Source organism: Actinoplanes sandaracinus (assembly GCF_030009775.1).
GTDB lineage: Bacteria > Actinomycetota > Actinomycetes > Mycobacteriales > Micromonosporaceae > Actinoplanes > Actinoplanes sandaracinus.
The window spans coordinates 140,627-157,519 of record NZ_JASCTH010000022.1; the positions used below are offsets into that span (position 1 = coordinate 140,627).

13 protein-coding genes are annotated in these 16,893 nt (G+C 70.5%); all 13 read right to left on the reverse strand.

From position 1 onward, the window contains the following. Nucleotides 1-12 precede the first annotated feature (12 nt). Nucleotides 13-1,536, reverse strand: a complete 1,524-nt coding sequence (locus QLQ12_RS30420; protein ID WP_282759018.1) for an acyl-CoA carboxylase subunit beta — start codon at nucleotides 1,534-1,536, stop codon at nucleotides 13-15. Nucleotides 1,537-1,779: 243 nt separating this feature from the next. Continuing rightward, nucleotides 1,780-3,153, reverse strand: coding sequence for a chaplin family protein (locus tag QLQ12_RS30425; protein ID WP_282759019.1), 1,374 nt, complete (start codon nucleotides 3,151-3,153; stop codon nucleotides 1,780-1,782). A gap of 265 nt (nucleotides 3,154-3,418) precedes the next feature. Further along, a complete protein-coding gene (locus QLQ12_RS30430; RefSeq protein ID WP_282759021.1) occupies nucleotides 3,419-4,438 on the reverse strand; it encodes a hypothetical protein in 1,020 nt (339 codons plus the stop codon). A gap of 157 nt (nucleotides 4,439-4,595) precedes the next feature. Then, nucleotides 4,596-5,468 carry a hydroxymethylglutaryl-CoA lyase gene (locus QLQ12_RS30435; RefSeq protein WP_282759023.1) on the reverse strand — a complete coding sequence of 291 codons (873 nt, stop codon included), beginning with the start codon at nucleotides 5,466-5,468 and terminating at the stop codon, nucleotides 4,596-4,598. 2 nt (nucleotides 5,469-5,470) lie between these two features. After that, nucleotides 5,471-6,799, reverse strand: coding sequence for an acetyl-CoA carboxylase biotin carboxylase subunit (locus tag QLQ12_RS30440; RefSeq protein WP_282759025.1), 1,329 nt, complete (start codon nucleotides 6,797-6,799; stop codon nucleotides 5,471-5,473). Between the two features lie 134 nt (nucleotides 6,800-6,933). Next, a complete protein-coding gene (locus QLQ12_RS30445) occupies nucleotides 6,934-7,539 on the reverse strand; it encodes a TetR/AcrR family transcriptional regulator (protein WP_282759027.1) in 606 nt (201 codons plus the stop codon). A 32-nt stretch (nucleotides 7,540-7,571) separates the two neighbouring features. Further along, nucleotides 7,572-10,412 carry a tetratricopeptide repeat protein gene (locus QLQ12_RS30450; protein ID WP_282759029.1) on the reverse strand — a complete coding sequence of 947 codons (2,841 nt, stop codon included), beginning with the start codon at nucleotides 10,410-10,412 and terminating at the stop codon, nucleotides 7,572-7,574. After that, nucleotides 10,409-12,175 (reverse strand): HSP90 family protein, encoded by a 1,767-nt coding sequence (locus tag QLQ12_RS30455; RefSeq protein ID WP_282759030.1) that lies wholly within the window; start codon nucleotides 12,173-12,175, stop codon nucleotides 10,409-10,411. Before QLQ12_RS30455 ends, QLQ12_RS30450 begins: the two co-directional genes overlap by 4 nt. Nucleotides 12,176-12,424: 249 nt before the next feature. After that, entirely contained in the window at nucleotides 12,425-13,057 is a 633-nt protein-coding gene (locus tag QLQ12_RS30460; RefSeq protein ID WP_282759032.1) for a hypothetical protein, read from the reverse strand. Further along, nucleotides 13,054-14,526: a hypothetical protein gene (locus QLQ12_RS30465; RefSeq protein ID WP_282759033.1), complete on the reverse strand. Its 1,473-nt coding sequence runs from the start codon at nucleotides 14,524-14,526 to the stop codon at nucleotides 13,054-13,056. Before QLQ12_RS30465 ends, QLQ12_RS30460 begins: the two co-directional genes overlap by 4 nt. 5 nt (nucleotides 14,527-14,531) lie before the next feature. Beyond that, nucleotides 14,532-15,392, reverse strand: a complete 861-nt coding sequence (locus QLQ12_RS30470; RefSeq protein ID WP_282763975.1) for an ABC transporter ATP-binding protein — start codon at nucleotides 15,390-15,392, stop codon at nucleotides 14,532-14,534. Then, a complete protein-coding gene (locus tag QLQ12_RS30475; RefSeq protein WP_282759034.1) occupies nucleotides 15,389-16,225 on the reverse strand; it encodes a zf-HC2 domain-containing protein in 837 nt (278 codons plus the stop codon). Before QLQ12_RS30475 ends, QLQ12_RS30470 begins: the two co-directional genes overlap by 4 nt. Next, nucleotides 16,222-16,797 (reverse strand): RNA polymerase sigma factor, encoded by a 576-nt coding sequence (locus QLQ12_RS30480; RefSeq protein WP_282759035.1) that lies wholly within the window; start codon nucleotides 16,795-16,797, stop codon nucleotides 16,222-16,224. Before QLQ12_RS30480 ends, QLQ12_RS30475 begins: the two co-directional genes overlap by 4 nt. Nucleotides 16,798-16,893 lie beyond the last annotated feature (96 nt).

The window sequence follows — 16,893 nt, forward strand, 5'->3', positions numbered from 1 at the left end:
GGATGCCCCTCTCTACACAGGAGTGACGCCGTGCCGTCGCCGGGAGAAGGAGCGGTCCCGACCGCGCGCGGCGGAGAATCGCCGCACCAGCTCAACCCGCAGATCGCCCGGCTCGGCCACGGCGTCCACCACGAGTTCGCTGGCCAGGCGCATGATGTCGATGTCGCGCTCGTACTCCGCGCGGCGCTCGGCGACGAACGCGGCCCGGTCGTCCGGGTCCTCGATCGCCGCGATCTTGTTGGCATAGACGGCGTTGACCGCCGCCTCGGCGCCCATTACCGCGATCTTGGCGGTGGGCAGGGCGATGGTGGCGTCCGGATCGAACCCGGGGCCGGCCATCGCGTAGAGCCCGGCGCCATACGCCTTGCGGACCACCACGCAGATCTTCGGCACGGTGGCCTCGGAGATGGCGGTGATCATCTTGGCGCCGTGCCGGATGATGCCCTGCTTCTCCACCGCGGTGCCGACCATGAAGCCCGGCACATCGGTGAGGAACAGCAGCGGCACGTTGAAGGCGTCGCAGAGTTGCACGAACCGGCTCGCCTTGTCGGCCGAGTCGACGAAGAGCACGCCGCCCTTGAACATCGAGTTGTTGCCGACCACGCCGACCACCTCGCCGTTCAGGCGGGCGAATCCGACGGTCAGTTCACGAGCCCAGAGCGCCCAGATCTCGAAGTACGAGTTCTCGTCGACCAGGCCTTTGACGTACCGCCGCATGTCGAAGGCCTGCCGCTCGCTGGCCGGGACCAGGGCGGCGAGGTCGATGCCGGCGGGGTTGGCGGCGGCGGCCGCCGGCGGCTGCGCGGTCCAGTTGGAGGGGAGGTACGACAGGTAGGTGCGGACCACGTCGAGCGCCTCACGCTCGGTCTTGCAGAGGAAGTGCCCGACGCCGGACTCGGTGCAGTGCACCCGGGCGCCGCCCATCGCCTCCAGCGTGGTCTTCTCACCGGTGACCATCTCGACCATCCGGTCGGATCCCAGGTACATGCTCGCGTTGCCGTCGACCATGGCCACCACGTCGCAGAACGCCGGAATGTACGCCCCACCGGCCGCCGACGGGCCGAACAGCGCGCAGACCTGCGGGATCGCCCCCGAAGCCTTGACCTGGGTGTGGAAGATCTTCCCGGCGCCGCGGCGGCCGGGGAAGAGGTCGACCTGATCGGTGATCCGGGCGCCGGCCGAGTCGACGAGGTAGACCATCGGCACGCCGCGCTCGTAGGCCCGCTCGATGATCCGGATGATCTTCTCGACCGTGCGGGCGCCCCAGGAGCCGGCCTTGACCGTGGAGTCGTTCGCCATCAGGCAGACGTCCCGGCCGTCGATCCGGGCAGCTCCGGTGATCACACCATCCGCGGGCAGTCCGTCAGCGAGACTGTTGGCGAAGAGGCCGTCCTCGACGAACGAGTCCTCGTCGACCAGGAGCGCGATCCGCTCGCGGGCGAAGAGTTTGCCCTTGGCGGCGTTGGCGGCGTGGTAACGCTCCGCACCGCCGGCCAGTACACGCTTACGCGCTCCGGCCAGAGCCTCCCCGTCCATGCCGCCTCCGCAACTGTGCATCGTCGCCCGCATCCGCACTGGACGATGCAAGCTTAACGAGCGTTAGGTTATCTCACTGCGTGGACTGCGGCAATGCCGGACGGGAGCCCCCGTTGCGGGGGGCTCCCGTCCGTTTTCACTGCTACCGGCACTGTGGAGTAGCGCCGGCGGTCATCGGCACCGTCAGGAGCCGACGCGGGTCACGCCCGGGACCGGCGCGACCCGGCCTGTCACCGCGCCAGATCAGCGCAGGCTGCCGAGCAGGTCCAGACCGCCCAGGCCACCGACGTTGTTGGTCAGGCCGCTGACCGCGGACTTCTCGGCGCTGCGGCCGCCGGCCTTGTTGCCGTACTTGTCCGGGCTCACGTAGCCGGCGTCGTGCGGGGCCTTGCCCTTGTCGTCCGCGACGACGGGTGCTTCGCCCGCGTTGTCACGGTTGCCGCCCTTGTCGTAGCCGGCGTTGTCGGGAGCCACGTCGTTGTAGCCGTTGTCGCCACGAACGTCGCCCTTGTCGTAGCCGTCGTTGTCGCCACGGACGTCACCCTGGGGGTAGCCGTCGTTGTCGCCACGGACGCCGCCGTTGTCGTCCTTGCCGCAGTCGTCCGCGACCGGCTCGTTGTTCCACTCGTCGCAGTCGTCCTCGCCGAGGACGTAACCGGGCTGGTAGACCGGGACCAGCGGCTTGACCCACTGGTGCGGGCGGGCGTAGCCGCCACCGACGTTGTTGGCGCAGACGCCGTGTGCGCTGGCGTAGCCGAGCACACCCAGCGAGTTGCCGCACGCGTTGACCGGAACGGTGATCGGCGCCGCGAACTGGGTGCCGTTGAACGTGCCGTAGTTGCCGAAGCTGGCCTGGTTGGCCGCGGCCGCCGGCCACACCCAGGAGCCCTGCGGGCCGCACGGACCTGACGGAACGTACGCAATGCACGGGCCGCTCTCGGTGCGCTTGGCAGCCTTGGCGGACTTGCTCTCCAGCGGGTGCGCCGCCTTGCGGGCGAAGCCGCCGCCGACCTGGTTGGCGCAGATGCCGGTGGAGCTGGCGGAGCCGAGCAGCGCGAGCGAGTTGCCGCACGCGTTGACCGGGATGGTGACCGGCATGGCCACCTGGGTGCCGTTCAGCGTGCCGTAGTTGCCGAAGCTGACCTGGTCGGTGTTGCCACCGCCGAAGCCGCCGAGGCCACTCCAGCCGTGCTCGGTGGCCTTGGCGCTCTCGACCCGGTTGGCGGAGACGCCGGTGGCGCTCGCCTTGCCGGCCACCGCCGCGGCGTTGCCGGACACGTTGACCGGAACGGTGACCGGAACCGCGACCTGGGTGCCATTCAGGAAGCCACGGTTCTGGAACGAGGCCTGGCGGGTCCCGCCGCCGTTACGGCCGCTCTCGACCTGGTTGGCGCCGACGCCGAAGCTCTGTGCCGCGCCCAGGACGCCGGCGGAGTTGCCGACGACGTTCACCGGCACGGTGACCGGGATGGCCACCTGGGTGCCGTTGAGGGTGCCGAAGTTGCCCGTGGTGACCTGGTCGGTGTCGGCCAGCGCGGAGGCTGCCGGAGCGAGCAGCAGGGCGCCGGCGGCGAGGACACCGACACTCAGAGTCTTACGAACCCAAGTCTTCTTCATGAGAAAAGGGATGCCTTTCGCAAATGGTCAGAAATGATCTACACGCGTATTCAGTTGGTACTTCCGGAGCCCGCTTTCGGGCGCAGCGGTGCCCTGGCGCGATTTATCCGGCCCTGACTCCGCCTGTCGACGCGCGCCATGGTTGGCGCTTCGGATCGCGGTTCAGTGGTGTTCCCTCGGACGACTCGCCGCCTGTGCGCAAACGGTTGAGGAATCGCGGGGCATGGACGCTCTACGAAGCGCCGGCGACAGGTGGTGATGACCCTCAGTCAGGTGAGACGGTCGGGGCCTCGGCGTCGTTTCGCCGAGCCGCGACACCAGCCGCGAGCGGAAGCCGGTGGTCGTCCACCGCACCGTTCGCGAGCCGGGCCGGAAGAACGGCCATCGGGCCGGCCTCCGCAGACGCTCCCGGCCCACCGGCCGGGATACCGCTGACTGCTCCGAGGTTCATGCGCCGCGACACGGGCCCGTCGTCGCCGGGCACGTCGTCACGGGCGGTCTCCGACGCCGGCCGGGCGGCCGGAATGTGCCGGTGAACCCGGGACCGGGACTGGATCTTGGCTTTGCGGGCCGGCGTCACGCCGGCCCTCGCTGCCACCTTCGCCACCCGAGCGGGCGTGACAGCCGGTTCTTCCGGCTGTTCCAGCTCCGTCCCGGCGGGCGTGGTGACATCGTCGGCTACCGGGATCTCGGGTGAGATCTCCGCCGGTAGCTCGAACACGGGCTCCGCAACGGTTCCCGCCGACACGGGCAGCGTCCCGTCGTCCGCCGTTCCACCGCTGGCGCGCGGGGAAGGGGTCGCCGTACGCCGCGGCACACCGGCGGTCTTCGCGTCGATCGCGGAGCCGTCGTGCGCGACCTCGTCGAGCAGAACCTCGTCGAGCATCGCCACCGGCCCGGACAGCACCTGTTCCGGTGCCGTGAGAATCGACGTCACGGCATGGGGCCGGTGGTTCTTGGGTGTGGACTCCGGCGGCTGGACGGCCGCTTCGAGGAGTTCGGTCTCCGTCGCGAACTGCGGCACAGGCCCGAGCAGCGAGCCGGACGGCTCGTCACCCTGGTCCGCGGCGTGTGCGGCGGAGCCGGTGAGCAGCCACGCCACCCCGGCCAGCCCACCGATGACGAGTGCACGCAGGAGCCACCGGGATCCGGTGTGTCCCGCGCGGCGCTCCGGCCGCCGCTCCGCCCCCTGGCTGTGGGACGGCATGAGCGGGGAGCCGCCGCGGGTGATCGCCGAGGACCGGCTTGCCGTGCGCTCGTCGCGCTCGACCTCCCGACCCGTCATGATCTACCCCTCGTCGTCGATCGGTGACCGATTAAACCTGTTCGTCAGGAACTTCCAGAACAGGGCGGTATTGGTCACTCGGTATTGGTAACGACGGGGGCGAGCGGGAAGTCACGCGGACAAATCGGAAAACTGACCGCGGGGAAAGCGCAGAAAATCACACCAGACGCGTGCGTGGCCCCGCTCGCAGAACACCCGAGGACAAGGTGCGCCCGACCAGACGCTCCGCCAGAGCCGCCGCTTCCAGCAGACTGTCCAGGTCTATTCCGGTGTCGATGCCCATGTCGTGAAGCATGTGCACCACCTCCTCGGTGGCGACGTTCCCGGAAGCGCCCGGAGCGTACGGGCAGCCGCCCAGCCCGCCCGCGCTCGCGTCAAACTCGGTGATCCCCAGGTCCAGGGCGGTCAGGATGTTCGCGAGACCCGTACCCCTGGTGTCGTGGAAGTGCAGCAGGTCGGGGCGGACCGCGGAGAGAAGGTCACGGACCCGCCGCGGAGTCGCCATGCCGGTCGTGTCGCCGAAGGCGATGCGGTCCGCACCGTCGGCGCGGACCCGGGCCACGATGCCCGCCACCCGGTCCGGGTCGATGTCGCCCTCGAACGGGCAGCCGAAACTCGTCGCGACGATCACTTCGAGCGTCGCGCCGGCCTCGTGCACCAGCGGGATCAGCTGCGCGATGTCGTCCAGCGAGTCCTCGGTGGACCGGTTCAGATTGCGGCGGTTGTGGGTGTCGCTCGCCGACACCACCACCTCTATCTCCCGGAAACCGGCGGCGAGCGCACGGTGGGCGCCGCGGGTGTTCGGGATCAGCGCGGAATATCGCACGTCCGGGTTGTGCCAGGCCTTCGCCCAGACCTCGTCGGCGTCGGCCATCTGCGGGATGGCCTTCGGGTGGACGAACGAGACCGCCTCGATCCGGCGCACACCGGTCCGGCTCAGCGCGTCGAGCAACTCGACCTTGGCGGCGGCGGGAATGGGGTCCTCGTTCTGCAGACCGTCGCGCGGAGCGACCTCACGGATGGAGACCATGGTCACCGCATCCTTCCGACGATGCCGGTGTCGTAGTCGCCGGAGAGGAACTCCTGGTTCTCCAGCAGCTCGGCGAAGAAGGGCAGGTTGTTCTTCGGGCCGGCGATCTGGAAACCCGCCACCGCGGCACGGGCCTTCGCGATCGCGTCGTCCCGGTCGAGACCGAAGACGATCAGCTTCGCCATCAGCGAGTCGTAGTTCTGGCTGACCGTGTTCCCCTCGGTGTAGCCGGAGTCGACTCGCGTTCCTTCGCCACTCGGCTCGACCCAGGTGGTGATCTTGCCGGGGCCGGGGAAGAAACGTTTCGGGTCCTCGGCGTTGACCCGCAGCTCGATCGCGTGGCCGCTCTGCCCGTCTTCGATCGTGACGTCCTCGCCGGAGGCGATTCGCAGCTGCAGCTCCACCAGGTCGATGCCGTGGATCAGCTCGGTGATCGGGTGTTCGACCTGCAGACGCGTGTTCATCTCCAGGAAGAAGAACTCGCCGGTCGCCGGATCGAGCAGACACTCCACTGTGCCCGCGTTGCGATAGCCGACCGCTTCGCCGGCCTTGACCGCGGCCTGCAGCAGACGCGCCCGCAGCTCGGGACCGACCGCCGGCGACGGGGCCTCCTCGACCAGCTTCTGATTGCGGCGCTGCACCGAGCACTCGCGCTCGGAGAGGGCGATCACCCGGCTGTCGGCCAGGCCGAGGATCTGCACCTCGACGTGACGGACCCGGGGGAAGTAGCGCTCGATCAGCACATCACCGGCGCCGAACATGCGCTCGGCGAAGGTGCGGACCTTCTCGTACTCCTTCTTGAGGTCGTCCGCGTTCTCGGCGACGGCCATGCCCATTCCGCCGCCACCGGCAGCCGCTTTCACCATCACCGGGAAGCCGATCGCCTCGGCCGCTTCCAGCGCGGCCTCGACGGTCACGGCGGGGTCCGGCGACCCCGGCGCGACCGGCACGCCGGCCGCGGCCATCAGATTCCGAGCATTGATCTTGTCGCCCATCGCGGTTATCGCATCGGCGCCGGGCCCGACCCACACCAGGCCGTTGGCTTCGACGGTACGGGCGAAGTCGGCGTTCTCGCTGAGGAAGCCATAGCCGGGGTGAACAGCCTGCGCGCCGGTCGACTTGGCGGCGGCCAGGATCGCCTCGGTGTTGCGGTAGCTCTGGGCCGGGTTGGCCGGGCCGACGCAGACCGCCTCGTCAGCCTCCAGCACGAACGGCATGTCAGCGTCCACGTCGGAGTGGACGGCGATGGTGCGGATGCCGAGTCGCTTGGCGGTACGGATGATCCGCCGAGCGATCTCGCCGCGGTTGGCAATGAGCAGTGACTCGATCATGAGCCCTCTCTCCGTGGGTTCAGACTGCCTTGTGGGCGCTTATCCCTATGTAGATTTATGCCTTTTTAAATCTTTATCAGCCGACCAGCTTTCCGGACGGCTTTCTCGGTGACTCGTTCTGGCCGACCGGTTTCTCAGTGGCCGATCAGCGCGTGGACCGTCGCGTCGCGCAGCAGGGCGGCACGGCGCACTCGATCGACCTCGCCGCCCAGGAACGGTGTCGAGTTCATCAGGCCGAACGCCGCGTGCGCGAGCACCCGGGCCTCGGGGGCGGGCAGTTCGGGGCGAACCCGGGACAGCACGGCCACCCACTCCTCGACATAGAGCCGCTGGAGCCGGCGGATCTGGCGGCGCGGGTCCTCCGGCAGACGGTCCAGCTCGTGCAGGTGCAGGGCGATCACCGCGGGGTTGGCCAGCGCGAACTCGACGTGGAAGTCGATCAGATCGGCGAGCGCGGCCTTCGCGTCCTCCGGATGCCGGGCGACACGCTTCTTACCGCCCTCCAGCAGACTCTCGCTCACCGGGATGAGCGCGGCGACCAGCATCGCCTCCTTGCCGGCGAAATGGTGGTACAGCGCCGGACCGGTGACGCCGGCTGCCGAGCCGATGTCGTCCATCGACACACCGTGATAGCCGCGGGACGCGAACAGGCCCACCGCGATTTCCAGAATCTCGTCGCGGCGGGACCGCCGCCTCGGCGCCGGCGGGGTGGTCCGATGCCGCTGATCTACCGTCGTCACCTCGCAACTGTAACCCGATGTCAAGCCTTCACTTAACGGTCGTTCAGCCGATTCACGGCCTCCAGGGCCGCGTCGTAGAGGTCGACGGCGAGTTCCCGGGTGGGCGCGTCCGGACGCATCCGCTTCAGCAGCGCGCCCAGGATCCGCTCCGCCTCGTGGGCCGAGCCGGACCGCAGCAACGCCTCAGCGAGCATGCCCTCCACCCGGTCGGCGTCGTCCGCCGCGCCGATGCCGCGCAGCCGCTCCGGAGCGTCCCGCAGGTGCGGCAGCGCCTCCGCATAGCGGCCGCGTCGCATCAGCAGGTTCCCGACCTCGAAGGCGAATATCGACCTGCCCCAGAGCACCCCGGGCTGAGTGGCCAGCTCAGCAGGCAGTTCCTCATATCGGCGGGTGGCCAACCGGATGACCTCTTCGGCCTCGGCGACCTCGTCGGCGAAGTTCAGCGCCATCAGGCGGCGGCGCAGCACGCGCAGCTCGGCGGCCAGATCGCCGGCCTCGTGCAACGACTCGGCGGCTGCCCGGAAGGTCAGCGCCGCCTCACTGTCACGGTCCATGTCATAGAGGAGCTGACCGGCCTGCTCGCCGACTTGGCCCCGCCCGGCCGGATTGCCCTCCAACCACTCGATCAGGTGCCGGTAGATGCTCAGTGCCCGATCGGTGTCGCCCAGATCACGGTAGACCGTGGCGAGCAGCAACCGAGTGTCGCCGGCCGGCTCTTCGAAGCCCAGCCGGTCGAACCCGAGCAGCGCCTCCTCACCCACCTCGGCCGCCTCCGCCGGGCGGCCCGCGTGGTGATAGGCCTGCGCCAGCTCGTGCCGGGCGAACAGACCGGCCCGATCCGAGCCCTCACCCGCGGCGCCCTCGGCACAGAGCGCGATCGCCTCGACGAAGTCGTCGATCGCCTCCTCCGCCCGGTCCAGTCGCACCAGCGCACGGCCACGGTGGATCCGGGCGGCCAGCGCCGGAGCCGGCAGGCCCGCCGCCAAGGTTTCGGTCAGCGCCTCCACGGCCTGCTCGGGATCATCGGTGAGCTGGCCGAAGACCATCGCCGCCTCGGCGCTCTGCCCGGCCGGCCCGTGCTCCCGATAGAAGTCCCAGGCGGCCCGGGCCGCCGCGACGGCCTCCTCGTGCTGGTGCGCCGCCTCGCGGTTCTGCGCACGGACCAACGCGTGATAGGCCAGTTGCCGCTGGTCGCCGGCCTCCTCCGCACACCGGTCCGAGCGGTCGCCGGCCTCGTTGGCGTCGCCGGGACGGTCCAGCAACCGCAACATCTGGGACACCCGCATCCACGCGGCGGCCCGGATCGCCGGATCGCCGTGCTCGTCCTGGTAATCCGCGTTCGACTGGACGATGGCCAGCAGTTCCTCGCTCGGGCCCTCGGACTGAGCCCGCTCCAGGGCGACGCGGGCACGCAACATGTTCGCCTCACCCACCTCACCGGCACGGGTGAAGAGATCCACCCCCCGGTCCCAGGCGGCCACCGTCTCCTCATGCGCGTCGGCCGGCAGCAGGAAACCACGCAGCGCCCACAGCCGGGCGGCGAGCGCCGGCTCCTCGGGCACCTCGAAACGCGCGTCGAAAGCCTCCATCACGGTACGAGCGGCATCCTCCCGGGATCCCTTCGAGTACTGCTCGGCGAGCTCGATCAGATCGGCGGCGGTCGCCGAGGACGGCACCTCGATCGGCGGTTCCGGCTCCACCACCGGGACGGGCCTCCCGGTGACCGCTCCCGCCTGCTCGGTGCCCGCTCCCGCCGTGACCGGGACGCGCCTCGCGGTGGCCGAGAGCGGCACCTTGACGCCGTAGGGCTCGGCCGTCATCACGCCGGTGATCACGGTGCTCTGATGATCGGTGCCGTTGCGGGCGTCGAAACGGGCGGCCAACCCGGTGGCGAAGGTGGTCAGCTCCTCGGCCAGGGCTGCGGCGGTGATGTCGTCGCGGCCGCCGCGGCGGATCAGGGTGTCACCGTGCCCGAGCTCCGTGAGCCGACGCAGCAGCAGGACCGAGCCCGCGGCGAAGTTCATCGCGGCGGCCGGTGAGGGCGCCCGCTCCAGCCAGTCGATGTGGCGCTGAAGGATCTCCAGACCACGATGCTCGTTGCCGGTCCGGGCACAGAACTGGATGTGCTCTGAGATCTCCCACAGATCGGCCAGGTTGTTGCGCATGACCAGATAGGACCGGCGGTGCGCGTCCGCCGCCTCTCGCAGGCGGCCCGTCTTCAGATAGACCACCATCAGCTCGCCGAGAATGCTCTGCGGCTGCTCGTTGCAGGACAGGTCACCGGCGAGCACCGGTGCGGCCAGTTCGGCGGCCTCCTCGAAGCGCTCCGCACGGGCGAGGTGGTTCACCAGGGTGGTCGGGTCACAGCCGGAACAGTCGGAGAGCCGGTTGCGGGGCTCGGCCTGCCACCGCCTGAACCACTCCGCCGCCTCCTCGGTCTGCCCGACATGCTCGGCGACCAGGTATCGGTGCTTGTAGACCGGCTGCATGCCGTGACCGCTCTCCCTGTACCGCCGCTCCATGTCGTCGAGCACGGCATAGGTGCGGCCCAGCGGCACCTCGGGAAACTTGGTCATCGAACTGACCATGTTCTTGAACAGCCACAACAGGTTGTGCATCCAGCGTTCGTGGTACGGGCTGGGGTTGCGGTCGAAATCGGCCACGCACCATGAGAAGGACGGGAACGCCTTCACCTGCTCGCCGCCGTAGATGTAGGCGGTGGTCGCGAACAGCCGGGCCGAGAACTTGAGCGCGGGGTCGTCGGTCGCGTCCACGTGCCGGAGCACCTGGTCGACCAGGGCGATCTGGGTGGCGCCGTACGGCATCTCCTGCGCCTCGCCGAGCAACTGCCAGAGCTCGTCAGCGGTCTTCATCGAGTCTCCTCGTCGTTCCGCTCGCTCGGGACGGCCCTCTCGAGCAGGCCCAGGAACGAGGTGGTGAGCAGGGCGGCGTCGGACGGGCGGATCGGGTGGTGGCCGAGGAGCAGGGCCTGGCCGTACAGCGACTCGACGGCCAGACCGGCCAGCTCAGGGTCGCCGAGAGTGGCCACCCGGCGAACCAGCGGATTGCGATGGTTCAGCACGAGCTGCGGTCGGTCGGTCGGCACCGTCCGGGAGAGCGCGTCGAGAACCCCGCCCCACAGGTCGTCGGCCTGATCACGACTCGCGGTGAACTCGTCGTGATATGCCGCCGCCCGGCTGACCAGATAGAGAGCCGGCAGGGCGACCGGGTCGAAGGCGCGCACCACCACCTCGCAGCCGAGCCGGTCCAGCCGGCGCTGAGCGGCCGAGAGGAACGGGCGCAACTGCAGTTCGACATCGGCGTCCAGAGCGGTGAACCGGGTGGTCAGATCGGTCGGGTCGAGCCGCTCGGCCCGCACCTCCGCATCGATCAGGGCCAACCGCTCGATCAGCTCGGCGTCGTAGAAGTAGCCGCCGTTGATCAACCCCACGTCCTGGGCGGCGGCGACTCCCGAGAGCTGCTGAAACTCGTCGGCGGTGGCCACATATCGGAGGACGCCGTGACGGGCACGGAACTCGGCGAGGGTGACCTCACCCATGTTGGTCTGCATCGGGTACCACTGCTCGACCAGGCGCAGCATCTCGTCGTCGTGCAGGGCCAGAGCCTTCACACCGAGATGGTGGATGCGCAGGAAGTCGCGGAGACGACGCGGGTCACTCGCCGCCAGCCGCACCAGCCACCCACGGAGTTGGTCGGCGATGGCGTCCCGGGTCTCGGCGAGCAGGCCGTCGTCGTAGAGCGCTTCCCGGCTCGCGGTGGGACGCAACTCGGTGCTGTCGACGACGCAGCGGGCGAAGAACGCCCACTCGGGCAGCAGGCCCTCGATGCTGTCGGAGAGCAGCATCCGCTTCAGGTAGACCCGGTGGCCGCCCCGGTTCGCCGGGTTGACCGGGGTGGGCAGCACGAACGCGGCGCCGGTGAGACCGGCCGCGGGCACGTTGAGCTCGATCACGTCGAACGGCTTGAAGCCGAACGTCCGCTCGGCGTAGGCCAGGCGGGACTGGGGTGGAAGCTGCCACGGCAGGGTGCCGGTGGTGATCCGCTGGTCGTCGACCGACACCGCGACCGGAAGCAGCGAACCGTAGGTGCGGGCCAACTCGGTCACCGTCACCCCGGTCAGGAACTCCTCGGCGCCGCGGCGCGGCAGCAGAGTGACCGTGGTGCCGGGCTCACGCTCGGCCCCGGGACGAACGGCATAGCGGCCGTCCGAGAAGCCGGTCCACAGCACCGGGTCGGCGCCCGCCCGCCGGGTGTGCACCCGGATCTCGTCGGCGACCAGGAAGCAGGAGAGCAGTCCGATGCCGAACTGGCCGAGGAACTCGTGCCGCGCGAAGCCCAGCTCGTCACGCTTGGAGCTGCGGCCGATGGTGGCCAGCAGTTCGTGCACCTGAGCTTCGGTCAGGCCGATGCCGTTGTCGTCGATCCGCAGCGTGCCGTCGCCGGTGCTGTCGGAGGAAGCGACGGTCACCACGCCGGCGTGCTCGGGGCCGAGCGCGGTGATCGCGTCGACGGCGTTCTGCAGCAGCTCGCGGACGTAGACGCGGGGGCTCGCGTAAAGGTGGTGACTGAGCAGATCGACGATGCCCCGCAGGTCGACCTGGAACGTGTTGCTCACGGTGCGGCACGGTACCGGGTACCACCGACAAAATCAGACCGATATCACTCCGCGAGCTGAGGAAGACGCCATGATCCCGACGGCCCCCGTTGGACCCGCGCTCCCGCGGATCCACCGTCGCGATCATGGCGCCACCCAGTCCGCCGCCGCGCAGCCCGTTGCCGCGCAGCCCGTTGCCGCGCAGCCCGTTGCGTGACCTGTTGCGTGGCCCATCGCCGCGTTGGGCGAATGCCTGGCAGACCGTTCCGATCAGGCGCCGTGTGGTCCTGCCGCTTCGCGGTTGGCGAGCAGCAAGCTGAGCACGACCACGATCAGCGCCACGGGCCAGACCCGATGCGCGGTCGTCCACCCGTCCGCGGACGGCATCGACCAGGGCGAGCTGCGCTCGGCGAAGAACAAGGTCACGACCAGGACGAGACCCTGCGCCGCCGGCCCGAGGAGGGCGCCGGTCGCGGTGCCGCGGTGGCGCGCCCCGATCGCCGCGGCCGCCATCGGCAGCAGGCCGCACACCGCGGCTTGGAGGATCATGAAGCCGCCGGGCCAGGTGACTTCGGGCGCGACGGCCCACCGCACGACGGCGTGGAGCACCGCCCAGATCAGCACCGCCGGCGCCAGGACCAACCCGATCCGGAGCCACTGCCGGACCCACCGGGGCACCGGCGTGACCACCGTGGCCGCCATGAGATCGGGCAGCGCGAAGCCGGCGCCGGCCCCCAGCACTCCGGCGGCCAGCCACAACCCGGTCAGGACCGCCCGGAGCGACGGCTCGGTCGCCAACACCGGCGCCTGAGCCAGGACCGCCAGCGGGATCGCCACCCCGAGCGGCCACCACGAGACCGCGCGGGCGAGGTGCCCGGTCAGTGGAATCAGGAGCCTGGTCACCGGCAGATCCCGCCCCCGGCGCCGGGTTCCTCCGGCTCAGGGGTGGCCGGAACCGGCGGCGGTGTGAGAGTGACGCCGATTCCGGCCAGCGCAGTCGACGACGGATCGAGCAACTCCGCCCAGTGCGCCGACAGGTGCCCGGCGACCTCGGCATAGGGCCGGTCCAACAGCGCGACGGCGGCCCGCAGTTCAGCGTCTCCGTAGTTCACGCGGGGCAACCGCAGTTCGCCGCTCCGCAGGCGCGCGACATCACCCGGCGTCGCCTGAGCCAGCAACCACAGGGCAGCCACGGTTCGGTGCTGCCCGGCGCCCTCGCAGCTGTCGTAGAAGAGCGCCTGCCGTCGCACACCGATCGCGGCCACCACGTAGTCACGGGTCATCCTGCCGCGTGAGTCGTCGGCCCACGCTCCGATGCGGCCCCAGGAGGCGGCGGTGATGATCTCCGGCATGCCCGGTGTCATCGGTTGAAGATTGTGGGAGTTGCCGACCTGCCGGACTGCGGGCCGGACGGCTCCGGGCGGCAGATGAGCGATGACCGGTTCCACCGCCTCTCGCCACAGCCCGATCCAGCCCTCGTGGTGGGGCAGCGCGCAGTAGCGGACCTCCCGGTCGGCCTGGCAGCTCAGAACGGCGACCCCGGTGAGCGGCTCGGTGTCCTCCGGGTAATGGATCTCGATGACGGAAGCGCTGGACTGACGGTCGACGGCCAGTCCCGCGGAGGCCACCGCCGCGATCAGGACCGCCGCCGAAATCTTCGGCCAGGCCCGCCAGGCGGCCACCGCGGTGATCGCGACCAGCACACCGAGCAGATAGAGCAGGTGCCATCCGGTCGGCCGGGACGCTCCGACCTCCCACGGCTGGTTCGGCACCAGCCAGACGGCCTCGCCGTAACCGCCTGGGGAGGATGGCAGGACCCGCAGCCCGATCAGCAGGACGGTGAATGCGACCGCACTGAGCGGACCGGCCGCGACCGCGGGCATGAGGCGGCCGGCCAGGACGCCGACGACCGCGCCGATCGCTGGAATCACGACGACGACCGCTGCGGCCCAGGGGTCGAAACGCCCGACCGGCCAGGTCGGCATCAGCAGGAGCAACTCGATGAGATAGAGCACCACTCCGCTCACCGCGGCGACCGGAACCACCACCAGCATCGCGACGCCTCGCCGCCGGCGCCCGGCCGGCATGGTGCGGGTGGTCTCGTCGGCGCCGGCCCGATGGTCCCGGCCGGTGGCCAGGTGAGCGCCGATCAGCAGCGAGGTGGCCAGCACGAGAGAACTCATCCCGGCGTTCTGGGAGAACGTGTCCCAGGACGGCATGCGGGTCCAGGACCACACGACGCCGAGCGCGACCGAAAGGATCAGACCACCCCAGAAGAACGCGCCACGCAGGAGATGCCGGGTCTCGACCCGGGCCAGAGCCATGGTCGCCGCGGGAACCGACACGCGCGGGCGGTCGGCCTCGATCAGCATCGCCGTCACCGGACCGCCCCGGTCGCCACCGCGGTGCCGAGCAGCAGCAGATAGCCGTCCTCGATGGACGGCCGGGTCGCCTCCGCCCCGTCCGGCCGCGGGCCGACGGTGCGGTACAGCCCGTCCGCGTTCCGCCAGTAGGCCGTGTTTCGCACGGGAGGCGACTCGGAGAGCCACACCTGGCCCTCGGCGACGCCGGCCAGTTCCTTGGGGCCGCCCTCGAAGACCACCCGGCCGCCGCTCATCACCACGACGCGCTCACACAGCGCTCCGACGTCCTCGGTCTGGTGTGTGGAGAGCAGCACGGTCCGCCGCTCGCCGATCCGCGAGATCAACGCCCGGAACGACATGCGCTGCTCCGGGTCGAGGCCGACCGTCGGCTCGTCGAGGATCACCAGCTCCGGGTCGCCGAGCAGTGCCTGCGCGAGACCGAGTCGCTGACGCATGCCGCCGGAGAGTTTGCGGACCTTGGTCTTCGCCCGGTCGGTGAGTTCGACCTCGTCGAGCACCCGCCGCACCTCGGCCCGCCGCCGCTGGGTGTCGGTCATCTCCTTCAGCACGGCGACGTAGTCGAGCAGGTCGTACGCCGTGAAGTGGGGGTAGAGCCCGGGGTTCTGCGGGAGGTAGCCGATCCGCCGCCGCACCTCGGTCCGTTGCGCCGGGACCGCCGGGTCGAAGCCGTGCACCCGGATCGAACCAGCGTCCGGACCGAGCGCGGTGGCCAGGCATCGCAGCAGGGTGCTCTTACCCGCCCCGTTGGGGCCGAGCAGACCGGTCACGCCGACCCCGATCGTCAGGTCGACGGCGTCGAGCGCGACCGTCGATCCATACCGTTTGGACAGGTTGTCCACGGTCACCGTGGTCATCGGCTCTCTCCCAGGTCGAAGCGGCGTCGCCGCAGGGTCAGGACTGCCGCGGCGGCCGCGGCCGCCGCGAGGTAACCGAATTGCGCCGGCGGGCCGAACACCAGCGGCACGAAGACGTCGTCACGGACCACCCGGACGACGGCATACAGCCCGGTGAGCCAGAGGCCGCCCAGGGTGCCGGCCGCAACCGGCAGCGACAGGCTGGTGGCCAGGGCGAGCGTCCCGGTGCAGAGCAGCAGTGCGGGCAGCAGCCACGCCGCCGCGAACCACCCGGGGCCGGGCAGCAGGAGACCGGCGACCGCGGCCATCACCACGGCGACGCCGACCACCGCGACGGCCCGCCACAACACCAGGGCGGGACCGGCCGCCGGTGTGGTGCCGGTGATCTCGCGCATCGGGTCGGCCGACGGGCCGTAGGCGGTCGCGACGGTCGCCACCGGCAGGATCGGGGCGAGAGCCAGGAAGACGGTGCTCATCGCGGCGGCGCCGGACCAGTCGAGCCACGACACGGCCACCGCGAGCCCGAGGACCGCTGCCGTGGCGGCCAGCCACGACCAGCGCAACGCCGGGGTGGCGGTGAGCAGGCGCAGCCGGTGCTCGGGCAGGCCCAACCGGGTCAGCAGTCGCTGCAGCGGGCCGACCCGGGGAGCGTGGACGTTGTCGTAGATGACGGAGAAGTTGCCGGTCAGCCAGGTGTAGTCGACCGGCACCCGCGTGCGGCAGCCCGCGCAGGCCAGCATGTGCGCCTCGACCGCCATGACCCGGCTCGGGCTGAGAGTGCCCTCTTCGTAGTCGCTGAGCAGTGCGGTGTCGATGTGCCATGAGTCGGTCATGCCAGCAGCTCCCTCAACCTCGTCCGGGCGCGCATCAGCCGGGTCTTCGCCGTGCCCTCGGGGATGCCGAGCAGTTTCGCGGCCTCACGCACCGAGAGGCCGTCGAGCGCGGTCGCCTCGATCAGGTGGCGCAGTTCGGGGGAGAGCCGGTCGAGCGCCGGACCCAGGGCGCCGTGCTCGACGCCGAGCAGCACCAGCTCTTCGGCGGACGGCGTGGTGGCGACGTCGGGCAGCTCGGCGGCGGGACCGCTCAGCCAGCGGTGGGCCGGCCCGCGCAGGGCGGAGAGGAGGCGGCGGACGGCGATGGTCCAGAGCCATGCCGCGGCGTCGGCCGCCGTCACCTCATACCGATGGGCGTCTTTCCAGACCGCGACGAACGTGTCCTGAATTGCGGCGTCGACCACGTCGGGGTCGGCGCAGCGCCGGCGGAGGCGGGCGCGCAGCCAGCCGGCATGCCGGTGATGCAGCAGGCGCAACGCCGCTGTCTGCCCGGCGGCGATGGCGCGCAGCAGCTCGGCGTCGCTGCTCTGCTCACTGGCCGGCGGCACCGGCTGCGGTCTTTTCCGTCGCACATCTGGACTATCGCCGGCGGTCCCCGATCCGGTTCACCGACAAGACCGAGCCCCGGATTCGGTTCCCACACGGCCGGAGGCACGGATTCGGTTGCC